General features: G+C 71.9%; 26 protein-coding genes, 1 tRNA gene and 1 riboswitch. Of the genes, 15 read left to right on the forward strand and 12 right to left on the reverse strand.

What is annotated here, in order from left to right:
• Positions 1-9: 9 nt before the first annotated feature.
• Positions 10-663, reverse strand: coding sequence for an HAD-IA family hydrolase (locus ACQBJO_RS16020; protein WP_421007902.1), 654 nt, complete (start codon positions 661-663; stop codon positions 10-12).
• A gap of 293 nt (positions 664-956) precedes the next feature.
• Here ACQBJO_RS16020 and ACQBJO_RS16025 point away from each other — a divergent pair, with 293 nt between their 5' ends.
• From ACQBJO_RS16025 to ACQBJO_RS16045, 5 genes are all read left to right on the forward strand, one after another.
• Positions 957-2,477, forward strand: coding sequence for an SDR family NAD(P)-dependent oxidoreductase (locus tag ACQBJO_RS16025; protein ID WP_421007901.1), 1,521 nt, complete (start codon positions 957-959; stop codon positions 2,475-2,477).
• A gap of 391 nt (positions 2,478-2,868) precedes the next feature.
• Entirely contained in the window at positions 2,869-6,192 is a 3,324-nt protein-coding gene (gene fdh / locus ACQBJO_RS16030) for a formate dehydrogenase (RefSeq protein WP_421007900.1), read from the forward strand.
• Complete coding sequence (locus ACQBJO_RS16035) at positions 6,192-7,301, forward strand: 4Fe-4S dicluster domain-containing protein (protein WP_255184692.1); 1,110 nt, start codon at positions 6,192-6,194, stop codon at positions 7,299-7,301. The genes fdh and ACQBJO_RS16035 overlap by 1 nt, the downstream gene beginning before the upstream one ends.
• Positions 7,298-8,410 (forward strand): NrfD/PsrC family molybdoenzyme membrane anchor subunit, encoded by a 1,113-nt coding sequence (nrfD, locus tag ACQBJO_RS16040; RefSeq protein WP_421007899.1) that lies wholly within the window; start codon positions 7,298-7,300, stop codon positions 8,408-8,410. Before ACQBJO_RS16035 ends, nrfD begins: the two co-directional genes overlap by 4 nt.
• 43 nt (positions 8,411-8,453) lie before the next feature.
• Entirely contained in the window at positions 8,454-9,728 is a 1,275-nt protein-coding gene (locus ACQBJO_RS16045; protein WP_421007898.1) for an L-lactate MFS transporter, read from the forward strand.
• 133 nt (positions 9,729-9,861) lie between these two features.
• On the opposite strand, the gene ACQBJO_RS16050 is transcribed toward ACQBJO_RS16045, so the two are convergent.
• From ACQBJO_RS16050 to ACQBJO_RS16065, 4 genes are read right to left on the reverse strand one after another with little or no spacing between them, the layout of a single operon-like run.
• Positions 9,862-10,254 (reverse strand): rhodanese-like domain-containing protein, encoded by a 393-nt coding sequence (locus ACQBJO_RS16050; protein WP_421007897.1) that lies wholly within the window; start codon positions 10,252-10,254, stop codon positions 9,862-9,864.
• The gene (gene selD / locus ACQBJO_RS16055) at positions 10,251-11,252 is read right to left on the reverse strand and encodes a selenide, water dikinase SelD (RefSeq protein ID WP_421007896.1); all 1,002 of its coding nucleotides are present in this window, start codon (positions 11,250-11,252) and stop codon (positions 10,251-10,253) included. Before selD ends, ACQBJO_RS16050 begins: the two co-directional genes overlap by 4 nt.
• A 26-nt stretch (positions 11,253-11,278) precedes the next feature.
• Positions 11,279-11,626: a type II toxin-antitoxin system PemK/MazF family toxin gene (locus tag ACQBJO_RS16060; RefSeq protein ID WP_421007895.1), complete on the reverse strand. Its 348-nt coding sequence runs from the start codon at positions 11,624-11,626 to the stop codon at positions 11,279-11,281.
• On the reverse strand, positions 11,613-11,843 hold the full coding sequence (locus ACQBJO_RS16065; protein WP_255184698.1) for a ribbon-helix-helix domain-containing protein: 231 nt from the start codon (positions 11,841-11,843) through the stop codon (positions 11,613-11,615). Before ACQBJO_RS16065 ends, ACQBJO_RS16060 begins: the two co-directional genes overlap by 14 nt.
• A gap of 73 nt (positions 11,844-11,916) precedes the next feature.
• Between ACQBJO_RS16065 and ACQBJO_RS16070 the strand changes: the two genes are divergently transcribed.
• From ACQBJO_RS16070 to ACQBJO_RS16080, 3 genes are all read left to right on the forward strand, one after another.
• Positions 11,917-12,012: transfer RNA gene (locus ACQBJO_RS16070), tRNA-Sec, on the forward strand.
• Between the two features lie 41 nt (positions 12,013-12,053).
• Positions 12,054-13,406, forward strand: a complete 1,353-nt coding sequence (gene selA, locus ACQBJO_RS16075; RefSeq protein ID WP_421007894.1) for an L-seryl-tRNA(Sec) selenium transferase — start codon at positions 12,054-12,056, stop codon at positions 13,404-13,406.
• Positions 13,403-15,271: a SelB C-terminal domain-containing protein gene (locus ACQBJO_RS16080; RefSeq protein WP_421007893.1), complete on the forward strand. Its 1,869-nt coding sequence runs from the start codon at positions 13,403-13,405 to the stop codon at positions 15,269-15,271. The genes selA and ACQBJO_RS16080 overlap by 4 nt, the downstream gene beginning before the upstream one ends.
• Here ACQBJO_RS16080 and ACQBJO_RS16085 read toward each other — a convergent pair.
• The 5 genes from ACQBJO_RS16085 to ppk2 all read right to left on the reverse strand — a co-directional run bounded on the left by ACQBJO_RS16085 (position 15,268) and on the right by ppk2 (position 18,305).
• Entirely contained in the window at positions 15,268-15,666 is a 399-nt protein-coding gene (locus ACQBJO_RS16085) for a type II toxin-antitoxin system VapC family toxin (RefSeq protein WP_255184701.1), read from the reverse strand. The genes ACQBJO_RS16080 and ACQBJO_RS16085 overlap by 4 nt on opposite strands.
• Complete coding sequence (locus ACQBJO_RS16090) at positions 15,663-15,923, reverse strand: type II toxin-antitoxin system Phd/YefM family antitoxin (protein ID WP_072625853.1); 261 nt, start codon at positions 15,921-15,923, stop codon at positions 15,663-15,665. Before ACQBJO_RS16090 ends, ACQBJO_RS16085 begins: the two co-directional genes overlap by 4 nt.
• Positions 15,924-15,945: 22 nt before the next feature.
• Positions 15,946-16,419, reverse strand: coding sequence for an OsmC family protein (locus ACQBJO_RS16095; RefSeq protein WP_421007892.1), 474 nt, complete (start codon positions 16,417-16,419; stop codon positions 15,946-15,948).
• Positions 16,420-16,451: 32 nt separating this feature from the next.
• A riboswitch (SAM riboswitch) is annotated at positions 16,452-16,566 on the reverse strand.
• 38 nt (positions 16,567-16,604) lie between these two features.
• Positions 16,605-17,294: a YczE/YyaS/YitT family protein gene (locus tag ACQBJO_RS16100; RefSeq protein ID WP_255184703.1), complete on the reverse strand. Its 690-nt coding sequence runs from the start codon at positions 17,292-17,294 to the stop codon at positions 16,605-16,607.
• Positions 17,295-17,414: 120 nt separating this feature from the next.
• Positions 17,415-18,305, reverse strand: coding sequence for a polyphosphate kinase 2 (ppk2, locus tag ACQBJO_RS16105; RefSeq protein WP_421007891.1), 891 nt, complete (start codon positions 18,303-18,305; stop codon positions 17,415-17,417).
• A gap of 82 nt (positions 18,306-18,387) precedes the next feature.
• Here ppk2 and ACQBJO_RS16110 point away from each other — a divergent pair, with 82 nt between their 5' ends.
• Genes ACQBJO_RS16110 through ybaK form a run of 3 tightly spaced genes read left to right on the forward strand, consistent with a single transcriptional unit; the run spans position 18,388 to position 21,050 of the window.
• Positions 18,388-19,050, forward strand: coding sequence for a hypothetical protein (locus tag ACQBJO_RS16110; RefSeq protein WP_421007890.1), 663 nt, complete (start codon positions 18,388-18,390; stop codon positions 19,048-19,050).
• A 20-nt stretch (positions 19,051-19,070) separates the two neighbouring features.
• The gene (locus tag ACQBJO_RS16115) at positions 19,071-20,531 is read left to right on the forward strand and encodes a protein adenylyltransferase SelO (protein WP_421007889.1); all 1,461 of its coding nucleotides are present in this window, start codon (positions 19,071-19,073) and stop codon (positions 20,529-20,531) included.
• A gap of 12 nt (positions 20,532-20,543) precedes the next feature.
• Positions 20,544-21,050 carry a Cys-tRNA(Pro) deacylase gene (gene ybaK / locus ACQBJO_RS16120; RefSeq protein WP_421007888.1) on the forward strand — a complete coding sequence of 169 codons (507 nt, stop codon included), beginning with the start codon at positions 20,544-20,546 and terminating at the stop codon, positions 21,048-21,050.
• Positions 21,051-21,064: 14 nt separating this feature from the next.
• Here ybaK and ACQBJO_RS16125 read toward each other — a convergent pair whose 3' ends face one another.
• Entirely contained in the window at positions 21,065-21,397 is a 333-nt protein-coding gene (locus ACQBJO_RS16125) for a DUF952 domain-containing protein (RefSeq protein WP_421007887.1), read from the reverse strand.
• 28 nt (positions 21,398-21,425) lie between these two features.
• On the opposite strand from ACQBJO_RS16125, the gene ACQBJO_RS16130 reads away from it, so the two are divergent.
• Together ACQBJO_RS16130 and ACQBJO_RS16135 are read left to right on the forward strand one after the other, a co-directional pair.
• Positions 21,426-21,848, forward strand: coding sequence for a helix-turn-helix transcriptional regulator (locus tag ACQBJO_RS16130; protein WP_421007886.1), 423 nt, complete (start codon positions 21,426-21,428; stop codon positions 21,846-21,848).
• Positions 21,849-21,857: 9 nt separating this feature from the next.
• Positions 21,858-22,328, forward strand: coding sequence for a VOC family protein (locus tag ACQBJO_RS16135; RefSeq protein ID WP_421007885.1), 471 nt, complete (start codon positions 21,858-21,860; stop codon positions 22,326-22,328).
• Between the two features lies 1 nt (position 22,329).
• Here the strand turns inward: ACQBJO_RS16135 and ACQBJO_RS16140 are convergent, their stop codons facing one another.
• Positions 22,330-23,814 (reverse strand): NAD-dependent succinate-semialdehyde dehydrogenase, encoded by a 1,485-nt coding sequence (locus ACQBJO_RS16140; protein WP_421007884.1) that lies wholly within the window; start codon positions 23,812-23,814, stop codon positions 22,330-22,332.
• Between the two features lie 90 nt (positions 23,815-23,904).
• Between ACQBJO_RS16140 and ACQBJO_RS16145 the strand changes: the two genes are divergently transcribed.
• Together ACQBJO_RS16145 and ACQBJO_RS16150 are read left to right on the forward strand one after the other, a co-directional pair.
• Positions 23,905-25,146 (forward strand): aspartate aminotransferase family protein, encoded by a 1,242-nt coding sequence (locus ACQBJO_RS16145; RefSeq protein ID WP_421007883.1) that lies wholly within the window; start codon positions 23,905-23,907, stop codon positions 25,144-25,146.
• 3 nt (positions 25,147-25,149) lie between these two features.
• Positions 25,150-25,644 carry a DUF3830 family protein gene (locus tag ACQBJO_RS16150; RefSeq protein WP_421007882.1) on the forward strand — a complete coding sequence of 165 codons (495 nt, stop codon included), beginning with the start codon at positions 25,150-25,152 and terminating at the stop codon, positions 25,642-25,644.
• The last annotated feature ends 56 nt before the right edge of the window (positions 25,645-25,700 follow it).

Genomic DNA, 25,700 nt, shown 5'->3' on the forward strand with positions numbered 1-25,700 from the left:
TCGCCCCGGTCAGGGCTGACGGGGGCGCACCCGCACCCGGCCGTCGACCACCTCGAAGACCACGTCGGCCAGCGACGACACGACGAGGTCGGCGCCACCGAGTTCCTCGGGGGTGCTCGTCGTCGTCACCGCGAGCACCGCGCAGCCCGCCGACCGGGCCGCCGCGACCCCGCTCGGGGCGTCCTCGCAGACCAGGCAGTCCGCCGGGTCGACGCCGAGCCGCTCGGCGGCAAGGAGGAAGGGATCGGGGTGCGGCTTGCCGCGCTCGACGTCGTCGAAGGTCACGACCTGCGCGATGCCGATGCCCGCCGCCGCCAGCCGGACCCGGGCCAGCTCACGAGTCGCCGAGGTGACGACCGCGGCGGGTCCGTCGCCGATCGCCGCGATGGCGTCGAGCACGCCGGGCAGGGCGACGACGCCCTCGACGTCGTCGACCTCGAGCTGCTCGATCCGCGCGAAGGCCGTCTGCGGGTCCAGGTGCGGCGCGACCGACGCGATGATCGCCGGCGCCGGCATCCCGTGGTGACCGACGAGCGTCCGCGGGTCGATGTCGTGCTCCACCGCCCACCGCACCCACGACCGCTCCACCGAGCCCGTCGAGTCGACGAGGGTGCCGTCGTTGTCGAAGAGGACGGCGGCGAAGGTGCGGTCGGCGAGGCTCATGCCCCGACCATAGGGCGCGTCACCCCCGCTTCGGTGGTCGAGGTGCGAGCGCCAGCGAGCCTCGAGACCCCGCTTCCGCCTCCGGACGAAGGGGGACGGCTGCGCCCGCCGAAGTCCTTCGTTCTCCTCTTCGCCGGCGGTTGTCGTTGCTGACTTCGGCTTGATGTGCGCAGCCATCCCCCTTCGCCCTGCGGCTCGCCTGGACGCCACGCCAACCCTCCCCGCCGTCCGCTCCGCAGGCATCCCCCTTCGGCCTGCGGCGATCGACTCGGGGCCACGTATCCTCGGACCCCGTGAGTGAGACCCAGGCCAGCAACACGAGCGGCGTCGACCCCGATGACCTGGCGACCACCCTGCGCGTCCTCGGGATGCTCCACGAGCTGCCGCCGGGCCACGAGGACATCGCGACGGTCAAGCGGGCCGCGGGCACGATGTACAACCGGGTGAAGAAGGCGCGTCGCCGCGAGGCCCGGCAGGCCGAGCGCGGGCCCAAGATGGCGCACGACCAGGCGATCCTCGACCAGACCGCGACCGGGTCGCCGATGCGCATCGACGACGAGACGAAGGGGATCCCGCTCGCCGCGTCGAGCGAGAGCCGATTCGTCGGCGAGCTGCAGATCCCCCGCGGCTGCTACATCTGCCACGCCGACTACACGCTCGTCGATGCCTTCTACCACTGGCTGTGCCCGGACTGCGCGGCGATGAGCCACGAGCGCCGCGACCAGGGCACCGACCTGCGCGGACGGCGGGCGCTGCTCACCGGCGGCCGGGCGAAGATCGGCATGTACATCGCCCTGCGGCTGCTGCGTGACGGCGCCGACCTGACGATCACCACCCGCTTCCCCCGGGACGCGGCGCGGCGCTTCGCCGAGCTCGCCGACTCGCCGGAGTGGATCGACCGGCTGACGATCGTCGGCATCGACCTGCGCGACCCGACCCAGGTGGTTGCCCTGACCGACGAGGTCGCGGCCGCCGGGCCGCTCGACATCCTCATCAACAACGCCTGCCAGACGGTGCGGCGCTCCCCGGGCGCCTACAGCCAGCTCGTCGACGGCGAGTCGCAGCCGCTCGAGATCGACGGGCCGACGCCGACGATGATCTCCTTCGACCGGGTGAGCGAGGCGCACCCCGCGGCGCTCGTCGGCTCCCTCGGCGAGCACCCGGTGCCCCACGCCGACGCGGCCGCCGTGCGCACCGCTGCCGACATGACCCGGCTGGCCCTCACCGCGGGTAGCGCGAGCCTGGAGGCACACCTCGCTGGCACGGCCGTCGACGCCGGCGGGCTGCTGCCCGACGTCGTGACGACGAACTCGTGGAAGCAGACCGTCGACGAGGTCGACCCGCTCGAGCTCCTCGAGGTGCAGATGTGCAACTCGGTCGCGCCCTTCCTGCTCGTCTCGCGGCTGCGGCCGGCCATGCGCGCGGCCGTCGAGCGCCGCCGCGAGGTCGTCGGCGACGCGGCCCGCGGCCACGTCGTCAACGTCTCGGCGATGGAGGGGCAGTTCTCGCGCCGCTACAAGGGCGCCGGCCACCCGCACACCAACATGGCCAAGGCCGCGCTCAACATGCTCACCCGCACCTCGGCCGGGGAGATGTTCGAGACCGACAAGATCCTCATGACGGCCGTCGACACCGGCTGGATCACCGACGAGCGCCCGCACCACGAAAAGCTCGACATCGCCGCCCAGGGCTGGCACGCCCCGCTCGACCTCGTCGACGGCGCCGCTCGTGTCTACGACCCGATCGTCCGCGGCGAGCGCGGCGAGGACCTCTACGGCGTCTTCCTGAAGAACTTCGAGCCCTACGCCTGGTAGGCGGCTGGCGTCCCTTCGAGACGGTCGCTGAGCGACCGCCCACGCGGAACGTGGGACCCACTCAGGGACCGGGGTAGGCAGAGCGCGGCCATTCGAAGAAGAAACGCCCGGTCGAGCGAGCGTTTCTTCTTCGAATGAGGCGGCAGGGCAGCAGAGCGGACGGCGGGGAGGGTTGGCGTGGCGTCAAGCCGAAGTCGAGAACGACAACGCGACCACACGACGACGAAGGACTTCGGCAGCGCGCCAACCCTCCTCGCCGGGAGCGCCCCCCTTCGCCCGGAGGCGGGTCTCGAGGCTCGTCGCAGAGCTCCTCACACCTCGACCAACGTGTAGTGACTAGGAAGCGCTACGGTGATCCAGAGCACGTCTTCTCGCGAAGGGAGTGGCAGCGATGGCACCGAAGGACTCGACCTTCCTCGGCTGGCCCGTCCTGCGGCAGCTGGCCTCGGGCGACTTCCTCGGCCGCGGCGCCGCGGTCACCTCGCGGCGCACCCGTGAGACCGAGCCGCGCACGTCGAGCGCCGACCGCGTCGTGCAGAGCGTGTGCCCCTACTGCGCCGTCGGCTGTGGCCAGCGGGTCTTCGTCAAGGACGAGCAGGTCGTCCAGATCGAGGGCGACCCGGACTCGCCGGTGAGCCGAGGGCGCTTGTGCCCCAAGGGTGCTGCGAGCGAGCAGCTGGTCAACTCGCCGACCCGCCAGACGCACGTGCTCTACCGCGCGCCGGGCGCCACGGACTTCCAGCGGATCGAGCTCGACGAGGCCATCGACATGGTCGCCGACCGCTTCCTCGCCTCGCGCGCCGCGAAGTGGCAGGACCACGACGAGCACGGCCGCCCCCTTCGTCGCACGATGGGCATCGCCTCGCTCGGGGGAGCCACCCTCGACAACGAGGAGAACTACCTCATCAAGAAGCTCTTCACGGCGGCCGGCGCGATCCAGATCGAGAACCAGGCGCGTATTTGACACTCCGCCACGGTTCCCAGTCTGGGAGCCTCCTTCGGGCGCGGCGGCGCCACCCAGTCCCTCCAGGACATGGCCAACGCGGACTGCATCATCATCCAGGGCTCCAACATGGCCGAGTGCCATCCGGTGGGCTTCCAGTGGGTCTCCGAGGCCAAGGCCCGCGGTGCGCGGGTCATCCACATCGACCCGCGATTCACCCGCACCTCCGCGATCGCTGACACCCACGTCGCGATCCGGGCGGGCACCGACGTCGTGCTCCTGGGCGCGCTCATCAAGCACGTCATCGACAACGACCTCTACTTCCGTGACTACGTCGTGGCCTACACCAATGCCGCGACCCTCGTCGGCGAGGACTTCGTCGACACCGAGGACCTCGACGGCGTCTTCTCCGGCTACGACGAGCAGTCCGGCACCTATGACATGAGCTCGTGGGCCTATGCCGAGCGCGAGGACGGCGAAGGGAGCGACTCCGGCGACGACGAGGTCGGCGGCCCGAGCGGTGGTCACGAGCACGGAGCGCACAAGAGCGCCCGCGCCGCGGGCGACCAGCACGGCGCGGCGGGCCCGGCCCTCGAGCACGCCCGGGTGATTCGTGACGAATCCCTGCAGCACCCGCGCTCGGTCTTCCAGGTGCTCAAGCGGCACTACGCGCGCTACACGCCCGAGATGGTCGAGGAGGTGTGCGGCATCCCGCAGTGGCAGTTCCGCGAGATCGCCGACGCGCTGACGAGCAACTCCGGCCGCGAGCGCACGACCTGCTTCGCCTACGCCCTGGGGTGGACCCAGCACAGCCTCGGCGCGCAGTTCATCCGCACCGCCGCGATCCTCCAGCTGCTCATGGGCAATGTCGGCCGACCGGGCAGCGGCATCATGGCGCTGCGCGGGCACGCGAGCATCCAGGGCTCGACCGACATCCCGACCCTCTTCAACCTCCTGCCCGGCTACCTGCCGATGCCGGTGGCCGGCAAGCACGACACCCTCGAGCAATACCTCGAGACGATCTCCTCGCCGCTGCAGAAGGGCTTCTGGACCGAGGCGCCGGCCTACACCGCGAGCCTGATGAAGGCGTGGTTCGGCGACGCGGCGACCCCGGACAACGACTTCTGCTTCGACTACCTGCCGCGTCTGACGGGTGCCCACGGCACCTACCAGACGGTGATGTCGATGCTCGAGTACGAGGTCGAGGGCTACTTCGTGCTCGGGCAGAACCCTGCGGTCGGCTCGGCCCACGGCAAGATGCAGCGGCTGGCGATGACACACCTCAAGTGGGTCGTCGTCCGCGACTTCCAGCTCATCGAGTCGGCGACCTTCTGGAAGGACTCCCCCGAGATCGCCAGCGGCGAGCTCAAGACCGAGGACATCGACACCGAGGTCTTCTTCTTCCCCGCGGCCAACCACGTGGAGAAGTCGGGCACCTTCACCCAGACCCAGCGGATGCTCCAGTGGCACCACCAGGCCGTGCAGCCGCCCAACGACGCGCAGAGCGAGCTCGAGTTCTTCCACGAGCTCGGCGTGCGCATCCGCGAGCGGCTCGCCGACTCGACCGACGAGCGCGACCGGCCGCTGCTCGACCTGACGTGGGACTACCCCAAGGACGCGCACGGCGAGACCGACGCCGAGGCGGTGCTGCGGGAGATCAACGGCTACCACGTGAGCGGTGAGAAGGCCGGGCAGCTGCTCGACAAGTTCGCCGACATGAAGGCCGACGGCTCGACCTCGGGCGGCTGCTGGATCTACACCGGCGTCTACGCCGGTGGGGTCAACAAGTCGGCCAACCGCGTGCCGGGTCAGGAGCAGGACGAGACCGCCGCCGAGTGGGGCTGGGCCTGGCCGATGAACCGGCGCATCCTCTACAACCGCGCCTCCGCCGACCCGCAGGGGCGGCCGTGGAGCGAGCGCAAGAAGTACGTCTGGTGGGACGCGGACGCGAAGAAGTGGACGGGCAAGGACGTCCCCGACTTCCCGGTGGACCGCGACCCGTCCTTCCGGCCCGACCCCGACGTCGGCGGACCCGCAGCCATCGCCGGCGACGACCCCTTCATCATGCAGGCGGACGGCAAGGGCTGGCTCTTCGCGCCCAAGGGCATGGTGGACGGTCCGCTCCCTTCGCACTACGAGGCGCAGGAGTCGCCCGTCGCCAACCCGGTCTACGGGCAGCAGCGCAACCCGGCCCGGCTGGTCTACCCGCGCAAGGACAACCTGTGGAGCCCGTCCGGGGACGAGCCGGGGTCGGACGTCTACCCCTTCGTCTTCACGACCTATCGGCTCACCGAGCACCACACGGCCGGCGGCATGAGCCGGTGGCTGCCCTACCTGTCGGAGCTGCAGCCCGAGATGTTCTGCGAGGTCTCGCCCGAGCTCGCCGAGCAGCAGGGCCTCGTCAACGGCGGGTGGGCGACGCTCATCTCGGCGCGCAGCGCCATCGAGGCACGCGTGCTCGTCACCGAGCGGATGACGCCGCTGACGATCAAGGGCCGCACGATCCACCAGATCGGTCTGCCCTACCACTGGGGCGTCGGCCGCGACGCCGTCGTCGAGGGCGACGGGGCCAACGACCTGCTCGGCCTGGCGCTCGACCCCAACGTCCAGATCCAGGAGTCGAAGGTCGGCTCCTGCGACATCCGCCCCGGTCGCCGGCCTCGGGGCGAGGAGCTGCTGCGCCTCGTCGCGGAGTACCAGTCGCGCTCGGGCACGACCGTCGAGACCGGCAACCAGCACCGCGACGAGCCCCACGACGAAGGGAGGCCGTGATGGGTTATCTCTCCCGGCAGCTGTCGGGCGTCACCGAGCCCGCCCGCGACGCGGGGTGGCAGGAGGCGCCCGAACGCAAGGGCTTCTTCACCGACACCTCCATCTGCATCGGCTGCAAGGCCTGCGAGGTCGCGTGCAAGGAGTGGAACGGCATCCCCCTCGACGGCCTCGCCATCACGGGCAACAGCTACGACAACACCGGTGACCTGGGCGCGAGCACGTGGCGGCACGTCGCCTTCGTCGAGCAGAGCCGCGAGCGCATCGAGGCCGCCCGCGAGTCCGGGCGGCGGCTCGTCGACCTGGGCATGCCGGCCGTCGGTGAGCCACCCACGCAGCCCCCGACGGGCGGCGCACCCGCCGGCTACGGCACCCTCCCCGCGCCGATCGAGGGACACGGACCGGCGCTGACCGACATGCTCGCCGAGAAGGCCGACGTCGAGGCCGGCGGCACCGGGCACCTCGGTGTGACCGTCGACGGCGTGCCGATCGTCGGGTCCGTGCCGGAGTTTCGCTGGCTGATGTCCTCCGACGTGTGCAAGCACTGCACCCACGCCGGCTGCCTCGACGTGTGCCCGACGGGTGCGCTCTTCCGCAGCGAGCACGGCACGGTCGTCGTCCAGGCCGATGTCTGCAACGGCTGCGGCTACTGCGTCGGCGCGTGCCCCTTCGGCGTCATCGAGCGGCGCAACGACGCGAGCGTCTCGGTGCGCGCCGACGACCACGTGCCCAATGTCGGTGTCGCGCAGAAGTGCACGCTCTGCTACGACCGCCTCTCCCACGACCAGACGCCCGCGTGCGCGCAGACCTGCCCGACGACGTCGATCAAGTTCGGCACCCACGACGACATGGTCGCCACGGCCCGGGACCGCGTCGCCCAGCTGCACGAGCAGGGCTTCACCGAGGCGCGCCTCTACGGGGCCAACGAGCACGACGGCGTCGGCGGCACCGGCTCGGTCTTCCTCCTGCTCGACGAGCCCGAGGTCTACGGCCTGCCGCCGGACCCCGAGGCCCCGACGAAGCGACTGCCCGAGATGTTCCGCGCCGCCGGCCTCGCCGGGGTCGGCCTGCTCGGCGCCGTCGCCGTCTCCTTCCTCGGGAGCCGGACGTGACGACCTCTCCCTTCGACAGCTACCGACCGCCCGAGGAGGGTGGCCGCCGACGCCGCCGTGACCGCGCGAAGGGGGCTGCCGGCACCGCTCGCAGCTGGCTCACCCGCGAGGGCGGGGGCCGACGCGAGGCGCCCGCGGTTCCGGACGCGGAGTTCAGCAGCTACTACGGCCAGGCGATCGTCAAGCCGGTGCCGTGGGACCACAAGATCTCGGCCTACCTCTTCGTCGGCGGCATCGCCGGTGTCTCGGGCATCGTCCAGGCGGGTGCAGCGGCGACGGGCAACTCTGTGCTGCAACGCAACTCGCGCCTGACGGCGATGGCGGCCGTGGGCCTCAGCGGCATCGCGCTCGTCGCCGACCTCGGCCGGCCGGAGCGCTTCCTCAACATGATGCGCACGGTCAAGCTCACCTCGCCGATGTCGGTCGGCACGTGGATCCTGTCCGCCTACGCGGGCTTCGCCGGGGTGACCACGGGCGCCGAGGTGCTGCGCCTGCTGCCCGCCCGCGGTCCGGTCGCCGCACTCACCCGCGTCACCGACGCCCTCGGCACCCCCTCGACGATCGGTCAGGCGGCCTTCGGTGCGCCGCTCGCGGCCTACACGGCCGTGCTGCTCGCCGACACCGCGCACCCGGTGTGGCACGAGAGCCGGAGGGAGCTCCCCTTCGTCTTCGTCGGGTCGGCCGCGCTGGCCGCAGGCGGCGTGCAGATGGTGCTCACCCCCACCACCCTCGCCGGACCGGTGCGACGCCTGGCGCTGCTCGGTGTCGGCACCGAGCTGCTCGCGATGCACCGTCTCGAGGAGCACCTCACCGGCCTCGGCATCGACGAGCCGGTGCGCACGGGCACTGCGGGCGGTCGCCTACGCCTGGCCCGCGCCCTCGCCATCGGTGGCGGGCTCGGCACCCTGCTCGCCGGACGCAGCCGCATCGTCGCGGTCGCCTCGGGCACCGCCCTCGCCGCCGCCTCGGCACTGACCCGCATGGGCATCGTCGAGGCGGGCATCGAGTCCGCCAAGGACCCGCGCCACACCGTCCGTGTCCAGCGCGACCGGCTCGAGCGCCGGCGCGAGGACGGCGTCGTCGACGACAGCATCGTCACCGTCAGGTAGCACCCCGTCACCATCCGGTGGCACCCGACCAGTGGGAGGTTCCATGAGCACGGCACCCGAGCAGGCCCCGACGTCCGCCGGCGGCAACCGTTGGCTCATCCTCGCGGGCGGTGTCCTCGTCCAGCTGGCGATCGGCGCCGTCTACGCGTGGAGCACCTTCAGCAAGGCGATCCAGGCCGACCCGTCGGCGCTCGAGCTGAGCAAGGTGCAGGCGACGATCCCCTTCGAGGTCGCCATCGGCATGATCTTCGTCGGGACCTTCCTCGGTGGACGGATCCAGGACAAGCAGGGGCCACGCCTCGTCGCGCTCGTCGGCGTGACGATCTACTCGATCGGCATCATCCTCGCGAGCTTCGCCCGTGATGCCTCCGACCTGTGGCTGCTCATCCTCGGCTACGGCGTGCTCGGCGGCTTCGGCCTCGGTCTGGCCTACATCGTGCCGATCGCCATGCTGCAGAAGTGGTTCCCCGACAAGCGCGGCCTGATCACCGGCATCGCGGTGGGCGGCTTCGGCTTCGGTGCGGTCATCACCTCGCCGCTCGCGCAGCGGATGATCGACTCGAGCGAGGACTACCAGCAGTACCCGACCAAGGTCTTCCTCTACCTCGGCATCGCCTACCTCGTCATGGGCCTCATCGGCGCCTCGGTCTTCAAGAACCCCCCGGCCGGTTACACCGTCGGCGGCGCCCCGGCCGCGGCGAAGGGGGATGCCCCCGTCAAGAACGTCGCCGGCAAGGACTTCACCCAGCAGGAGGCCATGCGCACGCCCCAGTGGTACCTGCTGACGCTCATCCTGACGATCTCGGTGACCGCAGGCATCTCGCTCATCTCGGTGGCCGCGGGCACCGCGACCGACGTGACGGGCATGAGCGCCGCGGCGGCCGCCACCCTGGTCGGCGTCATGGGCCTCTTCAACGGTGGCGGCCGCATCCTGTGGGCGGCGGTCTCGGACAAGATCGGGCGCATGCCGGCCTTCCTCGGCATCCTCGGCCTGCAGGGACTGGCCCTGCTCGCGATCCCGCACGCGGGCTCGGCAGTCGTCTTCTACGTCCTGTGCGCCATCGTCTACACCTGTTACGGCGGCGCCTTCGGCACCCTGCCCTCGACGGCCGGCGACTTCTTCGGCGTGAAGAACTCCGGTGCGATCTACGGCCTGATGCTCATCGGCTGGTCGATCGGTGGCATCGTCGGCCCGCTGCTCATCTCGTGGCTCATCGGCGAGGACCAGCAGTACACGATGGCCTTCACCGTCGTCGGCGTCATCGCCCTCGTCGGCGCGGTCATCCCCTTCATCACCAAGAAGCCGCAGCACGCCTGAGGCGACTGCCCCCCTTCGCATTTCCTTGAGGTCGTCGCACCCCGGGTCGTATTTCCTGAAGGAAATGCGAAAGGGGGCGCATTGCCGTTGGGCAATGCGGGCCCGAGGGCGTTGGGCAATGCGGAAGGGGGGGCTACTCGCGGACGTCGGCGGGCCCGGTGTGCAGGGGCAGGCCGGCGGCGACCCAGGCCTCGACCCCGCCGATGACGTCGGTCGCGTCCACCCCCAGCGAGCGAAGGGAGGCCGCGGCCAGCGACGAGCTGTAGCCCTGCCGGCACAGCACGACGACCCGGGTCCCGGGCAGCGCCTCGGGGATGCGGTGCGGGCACGTCGGGTCGAGCCGCCACTCGAGGACGGTTCGGTCGATGACGAGCGCGCCGGGCAGCTCGCCCTGCCGGGCCCGCTGCGCGGCGGTGCGGGTGTCGACGAGGAGGGCTCCCCCCTTCGCCGCGTCGTGGGCCTGCTGCGGGGTGAGCCGGACCAGGCCGGCCCGGGCCGCCTCGAGGACCCGGTCGACCTCGCTCACGCGACCTGCACGAGCACGCCGTCACCGAGGGAGCCGGCCGCGACCGTCTCGCCGACGACCGGGGCGCCGGGCACCTCGCCGACGACGAGCAGGCCACCGGAGGTCTGCGCGTCGGCGAGGAGGATCAGCTCGTCCTCGGCGATGCCGTCGGCCGCGAGGTGCGGTCGGACCCAGTCGAGGTTGCGACGGGACCCGCCGGGCACGTGACCGGCGGCGAGCGCCTCGCGGGCACCAGCGACATAGGGCACGGCCGCGGCGTCGACGCGAGCGGCGACCCCCGAGGCCCGGCACATCTTGTAGAGGTGGCCGAGCAGGCCGAATCCGGTGACGTCCGTCGCCGCCCGGATGCCCGCCGCGACGGCTGCCCGGGAGGCGTCACGGTTGAGGGTGACCATCGAGGCGATCGCCTCCTCGCTGCGCTCGCCGGTCGCCTTGTGCCGGTTGTTGAGCACACCGACGCCGAGCGGCTTGGTCAGGCTGATCGGCAGCCCCGCCTCGGCGGCGTCGTTGCGCATGAGCCGCTCGGGGTCGGCCGTGCCGGTCACCGCCATGCCGTAGATCGGCTCGGGGGCGTCGATGCTGTGCCCACCGAGCACGGGGAATCCGGCCTCGGTCGCGAGGTCCAGGCCACCGCGCAGGACCTCGCGGAGCAGGACGGTCGGCAGCAGCTCCCGCGGCCAGGCGACGAGGTTGATCCCCATGACCGGGTCACCGCCCATGGCATAGACGTCGGAGACCGCATTGGCCGCCGCGATCCGCCCCCAGTCGTAGGGGTCGTCGACGACGGGGGTGAAGAAGTCGGTCGTCGACAGCACGGCCTGACCACCGGCGATGCGCACGGCCGCCGCGTCGTCACCGTCGTCGAGCCCGACGAGGACGTCCGATCCGGGCGGGGCCGAGACGTGCAGACCGGCGACGATCTGCTCGAGCTCGCCGGCCGGGATCTTGCAGGCGCAGCCCCCGCCGCGCGCGTACTGGGTCAGGCGGATCTGCTCCATGGCCCCACCGTAGAGCGCAGACCTCGTCAGAGCGCGAGGTGGAGGCGCAACGCGTCATCGACCTCGTCGAGCAGGGCTGCCGGGACACGACCGATGACACCGCCCAGACGCTGGACGTCGATCGCGCGGACCTGCTCCGCCTGCGCCTTGGAGTCGAGGGACAGGCCCGTGCGGTCCGCGGGCAGCATGGCCTGGAAGGCAAAGATCCGCTCGGTGTTGCTCGTCAACGGCACGACGGTGACCACGCCCCGGCCACGGCGCACGGCCGAGCGGTTGGCGACGTCGTTGCTCACGACAAGGACCGGCCGACGCTTGGCGGCCTCGCTGCCACGCACCGGGTCGAGGTCGGCGAGCCGGATCTCACCGCGCAGCATCGCCCAGCCCGTCGCCGGCGACCCCGTCCCACGCGTCGGCGTCGCCGGCCGCCTGCCACTCGGCCCAGGCCTCGTCGTAGTGGACCTCCAGGCCTCGCAGCCGGAGAAGCTCGACTGCTCGGTGGAGCGCGGCGGACCGACTGGACAGCCCCTCCTCACGAGCGACCTCGTCGAGGAGCGCCACGTCCTCGTCGGGCAGGCTGACACTGATCTTCATACTGTGATGCTACTTCGGTCGTACCGCGATCACCAGAGGCGCTCCGGTCGAGCGACTGTCTAGGGTGTCCCTCGGAGGCGTCTGGGTTCCTGGTGGTCCCCCCGGTCTTCAACACCGGTGAGGCCGAGCATCTCGGTCTGGCGGGTTCGATTCCCGTCCGCCTCCGCCACAGCTGCCCGACCCCACCGTCCGACGAAGGGAGACCCGCCCGTGGACGAGGACCCGCGCCGGTCGATCCCCCGCACCGACACGCTGCTGGCGGATCCCCCCTTCGTCGCGGCGGCGGAGCGTCTCGGGCGGCCGGTGGTGCGCGCGGCGATCGTCGCGGCCCAGCAGCGGGCGCGGGCCGGCGAGATCCCGCCGGACGAGGTGGCAGCCGCGGCCGTCGCGGCCCTGCCCACCCGGGCCTCGTCGCTCACGCCGGTGCTCAACGCGACGGGGGTCGTGGTGCACACCAATGTCGGGCGAGCGCCCTTGTCCCCCAGCGCGATCGACGCGGTCGTCGATGCTGCGGGCTATGTCGACGTCGAGATGGACCTGACGACCGGGGCCCGCAGCCGACGGGGTGCGGGCGCCCTGGCCGCCCTGCTCGAGGCAGTGCCGGACGCCGGTGGGGCCCTCGCGGTCAACAACGGCGCCGCCGCTCTCGTCCTCGCCACGACGGCCCTCGCCGCCGGGCGCGAGGTCGTTGTCTCGCGCGGCGAGATGGTCGAGATCGGCGACGGGTTTCGCCTGCCCGACCTCATCGCCTCGACCGGTGCACGACTGCGCGAGGTCGGCACGACCAACCGGACGCACCTGCGCGATTACACCGACGCCATCGGCCCCGAGACGGGCTGCGTGCTCAAGGTGCACCCGAGCAACTTCCGGGTGGACGGGTTCACGACCGCCGTCGGGCTCGAGGACCTGCGCGGGCTGACCCGGCCCGACGGCTCTCGGGTGCCGGTCGTCGCCGACATCGGCTCCGGGCTGCTGACCCCTGACCCTCTCCTGCCCGACGAACCCGACGCGACGACCTGGCTGCGCGCCGGCGCGACGATCGTGACCGCCAGCGGCGACAAGCTGCTCGGCGGGCCCCAGGCAGGTCTCGTCCTCGGCGACGCCGACGTCGTCGAACGGCTGCGGCGCCACCCGCTCGCCCGGGCCCTGCGGGTCGACAAGCTCACCCTCGCCGCGCTCGAGGCGACCGTGCGCGGCCCGGTCCCACCGGTCACCGCGTCGCTCCACGCCACCGCTGACGAGCTACGGCCGAGGGTTGACACCCTGGCGACAGCGCTGGGCCGGGAGGTCGTCGCCGTCGACGGCCGCGTCGGCGGCGGAGGCGCCCCCGGCGTGCCGCTGCCCGGCTGGGCGGTCGAGGTGCCCGTCGAGGCGGTCGAGCGGCTGCGTCGGCCCACCGATGGCGAGCCCGTCGTGCTGGCTCGGGTCGAGGGCGGCCGCGGCCTGGTCGACCTGCGCTGCATCCCGGCCGGCCGTGACGCCGACGTGGAGCGAGCGCTGCGAGCAGCCTTGGGCGACAACGCCGCCCACCACGGGACCGGGGCGGAGCCCCCTTCGTCATGAGGCGGGTGCTGGCGACCGCAGGCCACGTCGACCACGGCAAGTCCACGCTCGTCCGGGCGCTGACGGGGCGCGACCCGGACCGCCTGTCGGAGGAGCGGGACCGGGGGCTGACCATCGAGCTCGGCTATGCGTGGACGCGCCTGCCGGGTGGGGCCGAGCTCGCCTTCGTCGACGTGCCGGGGCACCAGAGGTTCGTCGGGACGATGCTGTCGGGGCTGGGCCCTGCGCCCGCGGTCGTCTTCGTCGTCGCGGCGGATCAGGGCTGGCAGGCACAGAGCAGCGAGCACCTCGCGGCGGTGCAGGCGCTCGGCATCACCGACGGGCTGCTCGTCATCACCCGCTGCGACCTCGCCGACGACGACCGCATTGCCGCGGTCCGTGGCGAGGCGGGTCGTCGCCTGACTGAGGCCGGTCTCGACGTGGCTGCCGTCGAGGTCTCCGCGGCGAAGGGGGTCGGTCTCGACGACGTGCGCACCGCCCTCGCCGACCTCGCCACCCGGCTGCCGGAGCCGGATCCCGCTGCGGCAGTGCGGCTCTGGTCCGATCGCGCCTTCTCGGTGTCCGGTGCGGGCACCGTCGTCACGGGCACGCTCGGCGCCGGCACGATCCGCACCGGCGACCGACTGCTGCTGCTCGACCACGGCGTCACCCGTGAGGTGACGGTCCGCGGACTGCACAGCCAGGACGAAGCGCGCGAGTCCGTCGGACCGGTCTCGCGGACCGCAGTCAACCTCCGCCGCGTCGACGGCGTCGGCCGCTCGGCCGTGCTGCTCACCCCCGACGCCTGGGAGCTCGCCCCGATCGTCGACGTGCAGCTCACCGAGGTCCCCACAACTTCGCAGAACCCTAGGGTCCTGCAGGGTTCGAAGGGGGGTCGCGGGGCCCAGGGGGCTCGCGACCTCAAGAAGATGCGGGTACCCGAACAAGCGACGCTGCACGTGGGGTCGGTCGACGTGCCGGTGCACGTGCGGCCGCTCGGCGACGACCTCGCGCGGCTGTCGGCGAGCGTCGACCTGCCGTGGCGGGTGGGTGACCGAGCGATCCTGCGCGACCCGGGCAGCCGACGGCTGTGGTCCGTGCGGGTCCTCGACGTCGACCCGCTCCCCCTCGTCCGACGTGGCGCGGCCCGACTGCGAGCCGAGGCGCTCGGGCAGGCCGACCCGGACCGGACCGCCTCGCTCGGGGTGGCCCGGCTGTCCGCGCGCCTTGCCGAGCGGGTCGAGGTGCTCGACCGACTCGGCCTCCCCCCTCCCCCCGACGCCGTGCGTCAGGGCGACTGGTGGGTCGACCCGCTCGCCCGCGAGGCGTGGCGGGTGCGTCTGGTCGCCGTCCTGCGCGCCGAGCACGAGAGCGACCCCCTGAGCGCCGGAGTGCCGCTGCACGAGGCGGGCCGCCACCTCCTGCTGCCCGATCACCTGCCCGACGACTTCGGGGTCGCCCTCGTCCGTGCCCTCGTCCCCGACACCGGCCTGACGATCACCGACGGCCGGGTCCACGACCCGACCGCCGCTGGCCTGGGGCACGCGGAGGCGGGGGTCGCGGCTCTCGAGGAGAGGCTGCGGGCCACTCCCTTCGTCGCGCCGGAGAGAGGCGACCTCGACGACCTCGGGCTGGGCCCCGCGGAGCTCGCCGCGGCGGCGCGCCTCGGCCGGCTGCTGCGGCTGCCCGACGACGTCGTCCTCCTGCCGAGCGGTCCGGCGCACGCGATGCGACTGCTCGCGGGGCTGGAGCAGCCATTCACCCTGAGCGCTGCGCGTCAGGCGCTGGGCACGACCCGCCGGGTCGCCGTGCCGCTGCTCGAGCACCTCGACTCACGGGGATGGACCCGTCGGGTCGACGGGAGCCTGCGCGAGGTCGTGCGCTAGTCGGTAACCCCCGGCCGGAGCAGGCGAAGACCGGCCGACTCCCCCGCGGCGCACAGCTCTCGGTCGTACGCGGCCAGCACTTCCGACTGCATCCGCAGGGCCGTGGCAAGGTGGATCGCGTCGGCGCTGCGCAGCCCCCATCCGCTCGTCGCTGCTCGGTCGAGGTCCTCACGGGTGACGTCGGCCAGGGTGATCATCTCCAGCACGGCGTTGACCGCGGTCACGTCCCACACCGATCGGCGCTGGGCTGCGCAGTGCAGCTCGGTGAAGAGCAGCCTGGAGGAGAGCAGGACGTCGGCGGGATCCAGTGCGGTGAGCGCGGCTGCCAGGGGTTCCGACTCCGCCTCGGCCGCCAGCAGCTTGAAGGCCGCGGACGTGTCGAGGTAGACGATCATCGATCGCCTCGGAGGTCCTCGAGAACCTCGGCCGTGTCCACGCCTTCGACTCGGTGGATGCTCGAGAAGTCCCGCGCCGCACGCGCTGGCTGCACCTGCCCCGACGCGACCGCCTCCTCGAATGCAGAACCCCCCAGGGGCACCATTCGCGCAACCGGCTCGCCTCGGTTGGTCACGGTCAGGCTCTCACCCGCCGCCACCCGACGCAGCACCTCGGCGCTGTCGTTGCGGAGCTCCCGATGCGAGATGGTTGCCATGTAGCAATCGTAGCAACCGACGTCAGGCGGCGGCAGTGGCGACCTCGAGGGTTGTCGTGACCGGCACGCCCTGCGTCAGGTTGTCGAGGACGGGGCAGTGCTCGGCGACGGCCTGCTCGAGGCGGCGGTAGTCCGCCTCGCTTGCCGGGCCGGCGACCCGGATGCCCAGCTCGATCCCCTGGAAGCCGGGGCGCACGGCCTCGTCGGTACCGAAGAACCCGGCGAGGTCGATCGTGCCCTCGAGGTCGACGTCGACGGAGTCGACCGCGATGTCGAGCTTGCCGGCCCAGACCTGGTAGCTGATGACGGTGCACGAGGCGAGGGCCGCGAGCAGGTGCTCGATGGGGTTGGCGCCCTTGTCGGCGCCGCCGAGGCTCTCCGGCTCGTCGATGGTGAACTCGTGCTGGCGGGCGGTGATCGCGACCTCGGTCCCGGTGACGAGGCGGCCCTGCACGCTCGAGGTGAGGATGGTCGGGGCGGTGGCGGTGGCGGACATGCGTGCTCCTGTGGGGGTCACGGGGCGGCGACGCCCCTCGCTTGGCCCGGTCGGTCGACCGAGCCCAGGTCCTCACCCGGGGCACCCCACCGAAGGGAGGAGGGTTGCCGCCCAGCCAGCCGGGGCTTCGCGCTGGGACTCATGACCTACCCATAACGTGACATGAGTCAATCCATAATGTCCAGTTATATATCGATGGGTGGGACGGGGCGCTTCAGGTCGACGGTGAAGAGCGGCAGGAAGAGCTGGGCCAGCGGCCCGATGGCCACCGCGTAGAGCACCGTGCCGACGCCGACGGTGCCGCCGAGCAGCCAGCCGACGGCGACGACGGCGACTTCGATGCCGGTGCGCACGAGTCGGATCGAGCCACCGGTGATGCGGGCCAGGCCGGTCATCAGCCCGTCGCGCGGGCCGGGGCCGAACTGCGAGCCGATGTACATGCCGGTCGCGACGCCGTTGAGCACCACGCCCCCGAGGAGCAGGGCGATGCGCCAGACCATGCCGGTCGGCTCGTCGAGGACAGACAGCACGAGGTCGGCGGACGGCCCGATGAGCAAGGCGTTGCCGATCGTCCCCAGACCGGGCTTCTGCCGCAGGGGGATCCACCCGAGCAGCACGAGAAGCGAGACGCCGATGACGATCGTGCCGAAGCTCAGCGGGATGTGGTGCGAGACGCCGACGTGCAGCACGTCCCACGGGATCTGGCCGAGGGTCGCGCGCAGGACCATCGCCATGGATGCGCCGTAGAGGAAGAGCCCGGCGAGCAGGAGCGGCAGGCGGACACCGAGGCGGCCGGCGCGCAGCTGCTCGATCGGGCCGATGTCAGCGAGGGCCCGGCCGCGCGGGGCGCGGGTCGGGACGGGGTCGTGGGTCACGAGGTCACCCTGCACCCGGGCGGTCGACGATGTCGACCCGGTTCGGCCCTACGAGACGGCCACGGTCGCCCGTCCACGCGGAGCGTGGGACCTGCCCGGGGACCGAGGGCGAGGGAGGCGTCAGTCGCCCTCGGTCTTGCGGCCTCGGGAGACGACCTTGCGGTCCGGCGTGAAGACGACCTGGGGGTCCTTGCCCTCGTAGTCGAACTGGTTGAGGAAGAAGCGGATCGCGTTGATCCGACCACGCTTCTTGTCGTTGGACTTGATGACCGTCCACGGCGCGTGACGGGTGTCGGTCCGCCGGAACATCTCCTCCTTGGCCTCGGTGTAGGCCTCCCACTTGTCGAGGCTCTCGAGGTCCATCGGGGAGAGCTTCCACCGGCGCACCGGGTCGATCTGGCGGATGGCGAAGCGGGTCCGCTGCTCCTGCTGGGTCACCGAGAACCACAGCTTGGTGACGTGCACCCCGGCGTCGGCGAGCATCCGCTCGATCTTCGGCGCCTGGTCCATGAAGCCCTCGTACTGCTCGTCGCTGCAGAAGCCCATGACCCGCTCGACGCCGGCCCGGTTGTACCAGGAGCGGTCGAAGAGGACGATCTCGCCACTCGTCGGCAGGTGCTGGATGTAGCGCTGGAAGTACCACTGCCCGAGCTCGCGGTCGCTCGGCTTGGTCAGGGCGACGACGCGGGCACCACGCGGGTTGAGGTGCTCGGTGAAGCGCTTGATCGTGCCGCCCTTGCCCGCCGCGTCGCGGCCCTCGAAGAGGACGACGAACTTGCGCCCGGTGTCGTTGGCCCAGTTCTGGAACTTCAGCAGCTCGATCTGCAGCAGGTACTTCTGGACGTCGTACTCCTCGCGCTCCATGAGGGAGTCGTAGGGGTAGTTCTCCCGCCAGGTCTCGACGGCCTTGCCGTCGGGGGCGATGAGCATCGGGTCGTCGCCCTGGTCGTCACGCACGGTGTAGCCCTCGACCATGAGCCGGTCGATGTACTCGCGGAGGTTCTGCTGCATGCGTGATGGATACCAAGGTCAGGTTGACGGGAGGTGGACGTCAGGCGAAGGGAGGAGCGCGCGCGGCTGCTTCAATGGCGCCATGGAGCAGCGCCGCGCGTACTGGGACGACACCCACCTCTACGAGGTCGACACCGAGGTCGTCGCGGTGTGCGACGGGCCGTCACCCGGCGTCGCGGTGCGCGAGGGCATCGTCCACCCGAAGGGGGGCGGCCAGCCGGACGACATCGTCACCGTCGACGGTGGTCCCGTCTCGGTGAGCAAAGACGACGCAGCGGTGTGGCTGCACCCCGAGGGCGACCTGCCCGCCGTCGGCGAGAGCGTGCACGTCGCGATCGACCCGGAGGTGCGGCGTCGGCACGCGGCGCTCCACTCGGCCGGCCACCTGCTCGACGCGTGCGTCGTGCCGCTCGGGTTCGTCAACGTCGGCCTGAGCCACGCGCCGGGCCAGGCCTTCCTGCTCTACGACGTCGACGGCGGCTCCCTGCCCGAGGGCGAGGAGGAGAAGGCCGCGCTCGTCGAGACGATCCTCGCCAGGGCCCGCGAGCACGTCGCCGCGGCTCTGCCCTACAGCGCCGAGGTCGACGCCGAGGGCGTGCGCCGGGTGACGATCGAGGGCCTGCAGACCGACCCGTGCGGCGGCACCCACGTGCGCACGACGGCCGACCTCACCGGCATCGAGATCACCCGCGTGCGCACCAAGAAGGGCCAGCTCAAGCTGAGCTACACGGCCGAGCACGCGTGAGCGTCTGCGAGGGTGGGGTCATGAGGTGGCCCTGCGACAACACCTTCGTCCGCGACCTCGGCTGGCTCGGGGTCCGGGTCGACCCGGTCCCCGTGCGTGCCCCCGAGCTGCTGGCACTCAACGACGACCTCGCCGTCGAGCTCGGCCTCGACCCGGAGGCCCTGCGCTCCCCAGAGGGGGTGGCGGTCCTCGCGGGCAATGCCGTCGCCGAGGGCTGCGAGCCGATCGCCCAGGCCTACGCCGGGCACCAGTTCGGACACCTCTCCCCGATGCTCGGCGACGGTCGGGCGCACCTGCTCGGGGAGGTCGTCGACACCCACGGCCAGCGCCGTGACATCGCGCTGAAGGGGTCCGGGCGCACCCCCTTCTCCCGTGGCGGTGACGGTCGCGCGGTCATGGGGCCGGTGCTGCGCGAGGTCCTCGTCTCCGAGTTCATGCACGCGGTCGGTGTGCCGACGACGCGGGCCCTGGCTGCCGTCTCGACCGGTGAGCCGGTGCTGCGCGAGCGGCCGCTGCCGGGCGCCGTCCTCACCCGGGTCGCCGCCTCGCACCTGCGCATCGGCACCCTCGTCCTCGTCGCGAGCCAGGGCAGTCTCGAGCAGCTCGCCGCTGTAGTCGAGCACGTCCGCGCCCGGCACCACCCCGACGTGCCGCCGCAGGAGCCGATGGCGCTGCTGTCCGCGGTCGTCGAGCGGCAGGCCGCACTCGTCGCCCACTGGATGTCCCTCGGCTTCATCCACGGGGTGATGAACACCGACAACATGACCCTCTCCGGCGAGACGATCGACTACGGCCCGTGCGCCTTCCTCGACGCCTACGATCCGGAGACCTTCTTCAGCAGCGTCGACACCGGTGGCCGGTACCGCTACTCCGCGCAGCCGACGATGGCGCTGTGGGGCCTGGCGCGGCTGGCCGAGTGCCTCATCCCGCTCGCCGACGGCGAGGCCGACGACCTCGTGACGCAGGCGCAGGAGCGGCTCGAGGCCTTCACCCCGGCCTACGAGCAGCACGCGCTCGACAACTTCCGCATCAAGCTCGGCCTGATCCGCGTCGTCGCCGGGGACGACGAGCTCGTCGAGGACCTGCTGCGGATCGCGGCGGACGAGTCGCTGGACTTCACCGGTCTCTTCCGCGACCTCGCCCGGCTGCTGCGCGACGAGCCGACGCCGACCCTGGACCGCGTCCAGGATCTGCCGCGGTGGCAGGCCTGGCAGGACCGGTGGTTGACCCGCCTGCACGGCGAGGGGAAGGCCCCCGCGGACAGCGCCGAGATCATGGACGAGACCAACCCCGTCCACATCCCCCGCAACCACCTCGTCGAGGAGGCCCTCGCCGCGGCGCACGCGGGCAACCTCGCTCCCTTCGAGCAGCTGCTCGAGGCGCTGCGGTCCCCCTTCGTCGAGCGGGAGGGGTGGGAGCGCTACGCCGAGCCGGCCGACCCCGACTTCACCCGCGGCTACATCACCTACTGCGGGACCTAGGACACTGGCTCCATGGGCAAGAAGACGAAGGGCGGCGCCACCCCCGCGACCACGGCGCTGACGGCAGCGGGCACGGACTTCACCGAGCACCCCTACGAGCACGACCCACGGGCCGAGTCCTACGGCCTCGAGGCCGCCGAGGTGCTCGGGGTCGAGCCCGCGCGGGTCTTCAAGACCCTGCTCGCGCAGACCGACCTGCCCTGCGACCACGGCCTCGTCGTCGGCATCGTGCCTGTCGACCACCAGCTCGACCTCAAGGCCCTCGCGGCCGCCGTCGGCGCGAAGAAGGCGAGCATGGCCGACCCTGCCCTCGCCGAGAAGACGACCGGCTATGTCGTCGGCGGGATCAGCCCCATCGGCCAGAAGCGCTCTCTGGCAACGGTGCTCGACGACTCGGCCCTGCCCCACGGCACCGTCTTCGTCAGCGGCGGGCGGCGGGGGCTGGACCTCGAGCTCGCGCCGGGTGACCTCGTCGACGTCACGGGGGCGATCACGGCCGCCATCGCGAAGGGGAGCTGACTCCCCTTCGTCGGTCAGCGGAGGCGGTCGACCTGGCTGACGCAGCCGACCGGCAGGTCCCCGCCGTAGACGTGCGGGAAGAGCTCGTCGCCGCCGAGGACCGCCGGCTCGTAGCGCACGTCGAGGCCGTGCCCGACGAGCGAGGCCTCGTCGATCGTCAGGAGCAGGAGCGGCTCGGTGACGTCGGCGTAGAAGCGACCGAGGACTCCCTGCAGCTGCTCCGGCGACCCGCTGCAGTGCATGAAGCCCTCCTCGGTGATCGTCCGCCCGCGCGTGGACACGGGGTAACTGCCGGCGGACTGCGCCGCCTGCCAGTCGGACTCGAGGGCGATGTGCTGGAGGGTCATGGGTCCATGGTGCCTCTAGCGTGACCCCATGACCATGACGCCGCGGGAGGACCAGAACCGCCGCCTGCTGCGGGCACGGGACGCCATGGACCGCGACTACGCGAGCGAGCTGGACATCCCTTCGCTCGCCCGGGTGGCACTGATGTCGCCGGCGCACTTCTCCCGGCAGTTCGCGGCGACCTTCGGCGAGACGCCGCACCGCTACCTGCAGCGGCGGCGGATCGAGCGGGCGATGACCCTGCTGCGCGACCACGACCGCAGCGTCACCGAGGTGGCGCTCGCGGTGGGCTACGACAGCCTCGGGACCTTCAGCCGGACCTTCCGTCGGGTCACCGGGCGCACGCCGAGCGACTTCCGCGACGAAGCGCCCATCGCCGCGCCGGGGTGCGTGGTGACGCGGTGGACGAGACCGAGCAGTTTCGGAGAAGCGCCCCAGCCGCCGCGTCCCTAGGTTGGAACCATGTTCACAGGGATCAGCCACCACTCCGTCTACGTCCTCGACCAGGACCAGGCCCTCGACTTCTACTGCGGCAAGCTCGGCTTCGAGGTGAGCGCCGACGTCGATCTGGGCTTCATGCGCTGGCTCACCATCGCGCTGCCCGCCCAGCCCGACCGGCAGATCATGCTCGAGGTGCCGGGCGCTCCCTTCGTCGACGAGGAGACCGCGGCCCAGCTGCGGGACCTGCTCACCAAGGGCGCGCTCGGAGCCGCCGCCATCCTCGCGACCGACGACTGCCGGGCCACCTACGAGGACCTGCGGGCGAAGGGGGTGGAGTTCACCGAGGAGCCGACCGAGCGCCCCTACGGCATCGACTGCGCGCTGCGGGACCCCTTCGGCAACCCCGTGCGGATCACCCAGCCCGCGGAGGGCCCGGTGACGGCCGAGGACTTCGCCGAGCACGGGGAGAGCGCCACCGACCTGCGGGCCTGAGTCAGCCCATCCGCACGCCGATGTACTTCGTCTCGAGGAACTCGTCGATGCCGGTGAAGCCGCCCTCGCGGCCGACGCCGGACTCCTTGATCCCGCCGAAGGGGGCGGCGGGGTTGGAGACGACACCCTGGTTGAGGCCGACCATGCCGGCCTCGAGCGCCTCGCTCACCCGCAGCCCGCGGTCGAGCCCCTGGGTGAAGACGTAGGAGATCAGACCGAAGGGGGTGTCGTTGGCCAGCGCGATCGCCTCCTCCTCGGTGTCGAACTCGGTGATCGCCGCGACCGGGCCGAAGATCTCGGCGCTGCCCATCTGCGCCTCCGCGGGCACGCCGGTGAGCACGGTCGCCGGGTAGAAGTAGCCGTCGCGGTCCGCGGGTGCGCCGCCGAGCTGCGCGGTCGCCCCGCGGTCGAGGGCGTCACGGACGAGCTCGTCGACCTTGTCGACCGCCTTCTGGTTGACGAGCGGGCCGACGACGACGCCGTCCTCGACGCCGCGGCCCATCGGCAGCGCACCCATCCGCTCCCCCAGCCGGCGGGCGAACTCCTCGGCGACGCCTCGCTGCACGAGGATCCGGTTGGCCGCGGTGCAGGCCTGGCCGATGTTGCGCATCTTCGCGGCCATGGCCCCCTCGACGGCGACGTCGAGGTCGGCGTCGTCGAAGACGAGGAAGGGGGCATTGCCGCCGAGCTCCATCGACGTTCGCATGACGGTCTTCGCGGCGAGCTCGAGGAGGTGCTTGCCGACGGGCGTCGACCCGGTGAAGGAGATCTTGCGCGAGCGCTGGTCGAGGATCATCGGGCGCATGACGTCGTCGCTCTTGCTCGTCGTCACGACGTTGACCACGCCCGCGGGCAGGCCCGCCTGCACGAGGATGTCGGCGAGCGCGAGGGTCGACAGCGGGGTCTCGGCGGCGGGCTTGATGACCGACGTGCACCCGGCGGCGATCGCCGGCCCGATCTTGCGGGTGCCCATCGCCATGGGGAAGTTCCACGGGGTGATGAGGATGCACGGGCCGACCGGCTGCTTGGCGACGAGGAAGCGCGAGCCGCCCGCCGGCGCGGTCATGAAGCCGCCGTCGATGCGCACGGCCTCCTCCGCGAACCAGCGGAAGAACTCGGCGGCGTAGGCCACCTCCCCCTTCGCCTCGGCCAGGGGCTTGCCCATCTCGAGGGTCATGATCAGGGCGAGCCGGTCGACGTCGGCGAGCATGAGCTCACGGGCGCGGGTGAGGATCTCGCTGCGCTCGCGGGGCGGCACCTGCGCCCACTCCGCCTGCGCCGCGACGGCGGCGTCAAGGGCCGCGGCGGCCTCGTCGGGGTCGGCGTCGGCGACCTCGACGAGGTGCTCGCCGGTCGACGGGTCGTCGACCGGCATCGTCGCGCGGGTCGTGCGCCACTCGCCCCCGATGAAGAGGCCGGTGGGCACCGAGGCGATGGCCTCGCGCTCCTGCTCGCGGGTGACCTCTGGCGTGTCCGTAATCGTCATGGAAGGCTCCTTCGTCAGCGTCCTTGCCGTCTCCCCAACCGTAGACGTATTGTCAACAATCAGACGAACAACCCGACCTCGGAGGTCCCGATGACAGCGCTGTCCCCCCTGCTGAAGCAGGCCACCCCCGTGACGATCGACCACGCCCTCGGCTCGGAGGTCTTCGACGTCGACGGCAACCGCCACCTCGACTTCACTGCCGGCATCGGCGTCGTGAGCACGGGCCACTGCCACCCCAAGGTGGTCGCCGCCGCGCAGGAGCAGGTCGGCAAGCTCATCCACGGCCAGTACACGACGGTCATGCACCAGCCGCTGCTCGCCCTCGTCGACAAGCTGCAGGGTGTGCTCCCTTCGCACCTCGACAGCCTCTTCTTCGCCAACTCCGGCAGCGAGGCGCTCGAGGCCTCCCTGCGCCTCTCCCGCCAGGCGACCGGCCGGCCCAATGTCATCGTCTTCCACGGCGGCTTCCACGGCCGCACCGTCGCGACGGCGACGATGACGACCTCCGGCACCCGCTTCTCGGCCGGCTTCAGCCCGCTCATGGGCGGGGTGCACGTCGCCCCCTTCCCCACCGCCTACCGCTACGGCTGGAGCGAGGAGGAGGCCACCGCCTTCGCCCTCAAGGAGCTCGACTACATCCTCGCGACGCTCACCTCGCCGCAGGAGACCGCCGCCTTCATCGTCGAGCCCGTGCTGGGCGAAGGGGGGTACATCCCGGGCAACACCGCCTTCTTCCAGGGTCTGCGGGAGCGGGCCGACAAGCACGGGATCCTGCTCGTCATGGACGAGGTCCAGACCGGATTCGGGCGGACGGGCAAGATGTTCGGCCACGAGCACTTCGACGTGCGCCCCGACATCATCACGCTGGCGAAGGGGATCGCCTCCGGCTTCCCGATCTCCGGCATCGCGGCCTCGCAGGAGCTGATGAGCAAGGCGTGGCCCGGCTCCCAGGGCGGCACCTACGGCGGCAATGCCGTCGCCTGCGCCGCCGCCGTCGCCACCCTCGAGGTCATCGAGGAGGAGGGCCTGGTCGCCAACTCCGCCGAGCGCGGCGCGCAGCTGCTCGAGGGCGCCCGGGCGGCGGCCGTCGACGGGATCGGTGACGTGCGCGGTCTCGGCCTGCTCGTCGGCAACGAGTTCACCGCCGCCGACGGCACGCCCGACACCGCCCGCGCCCAGGCTGCCCAGCAGGCCGCGGTGAAGAAGGGCCTGCTCCTGCTCACCTGCGGCGCGCACATGAACGTCGTGCGGATGATCCCGCCGCTCGTCGTCACCGCCGAGCAGGTCGACGAGGCCCTGGAGATCTGGGGCAAGGTCCTGGCAGAGGTCTGAGCCATGGCCCGGTACATCACGATCGCCCTCGAGTCGCGCGGCGTGGTGTGCCGTGCGCGGCTGCTCGACGACGAGGCGCCGCTGACCTGCGCCGCGGTGTGGGACGCGCTGCCGGCCGGCGGCGACGCCTTCCACGCGAAGTACGCGCGCAACGAGGTCTACACACTCATCCCGCGGATCACCGCGGCACCCCACCGGGAGAACCCCACGGTCACCCCGATCCCGGGCGACGTGTGCCTCTTCGACTTCGAGCCGTGGGAGATCGGCAACCCCGCCTACGGGTACGAGCCGGGGTCCACCGCGCACGCCGAGCAGGGAGCCACCGACCTCGCGATCTTCTACGGCCGCAACAACCTGCTCATCAACGGCGACATGGGCTGGGTCCCCGGCTCGGTCTTCGCGGCGATCGAGGAGGGCCTGCCCGGGATGGCCGAGGCCTGCAACGACCTGTGGCGCAACGGGTTCGCCGGGGAGCGGCTGGTCTTCGCCCGGGCCTGACCTCGGGCGCCCGACGGACTCCCCCACGACGCCTCCCATCACCGACGAAGGGCGTC

This window comes from Janibacter zhangyanbonis (assembly GCF_050507325.1).
Classification (GTDB): domain Bacteria; phylum Actinomycetota; class Actinomycetes; order Actinomycetales; family Dermatophilaceae; genus Janibacter.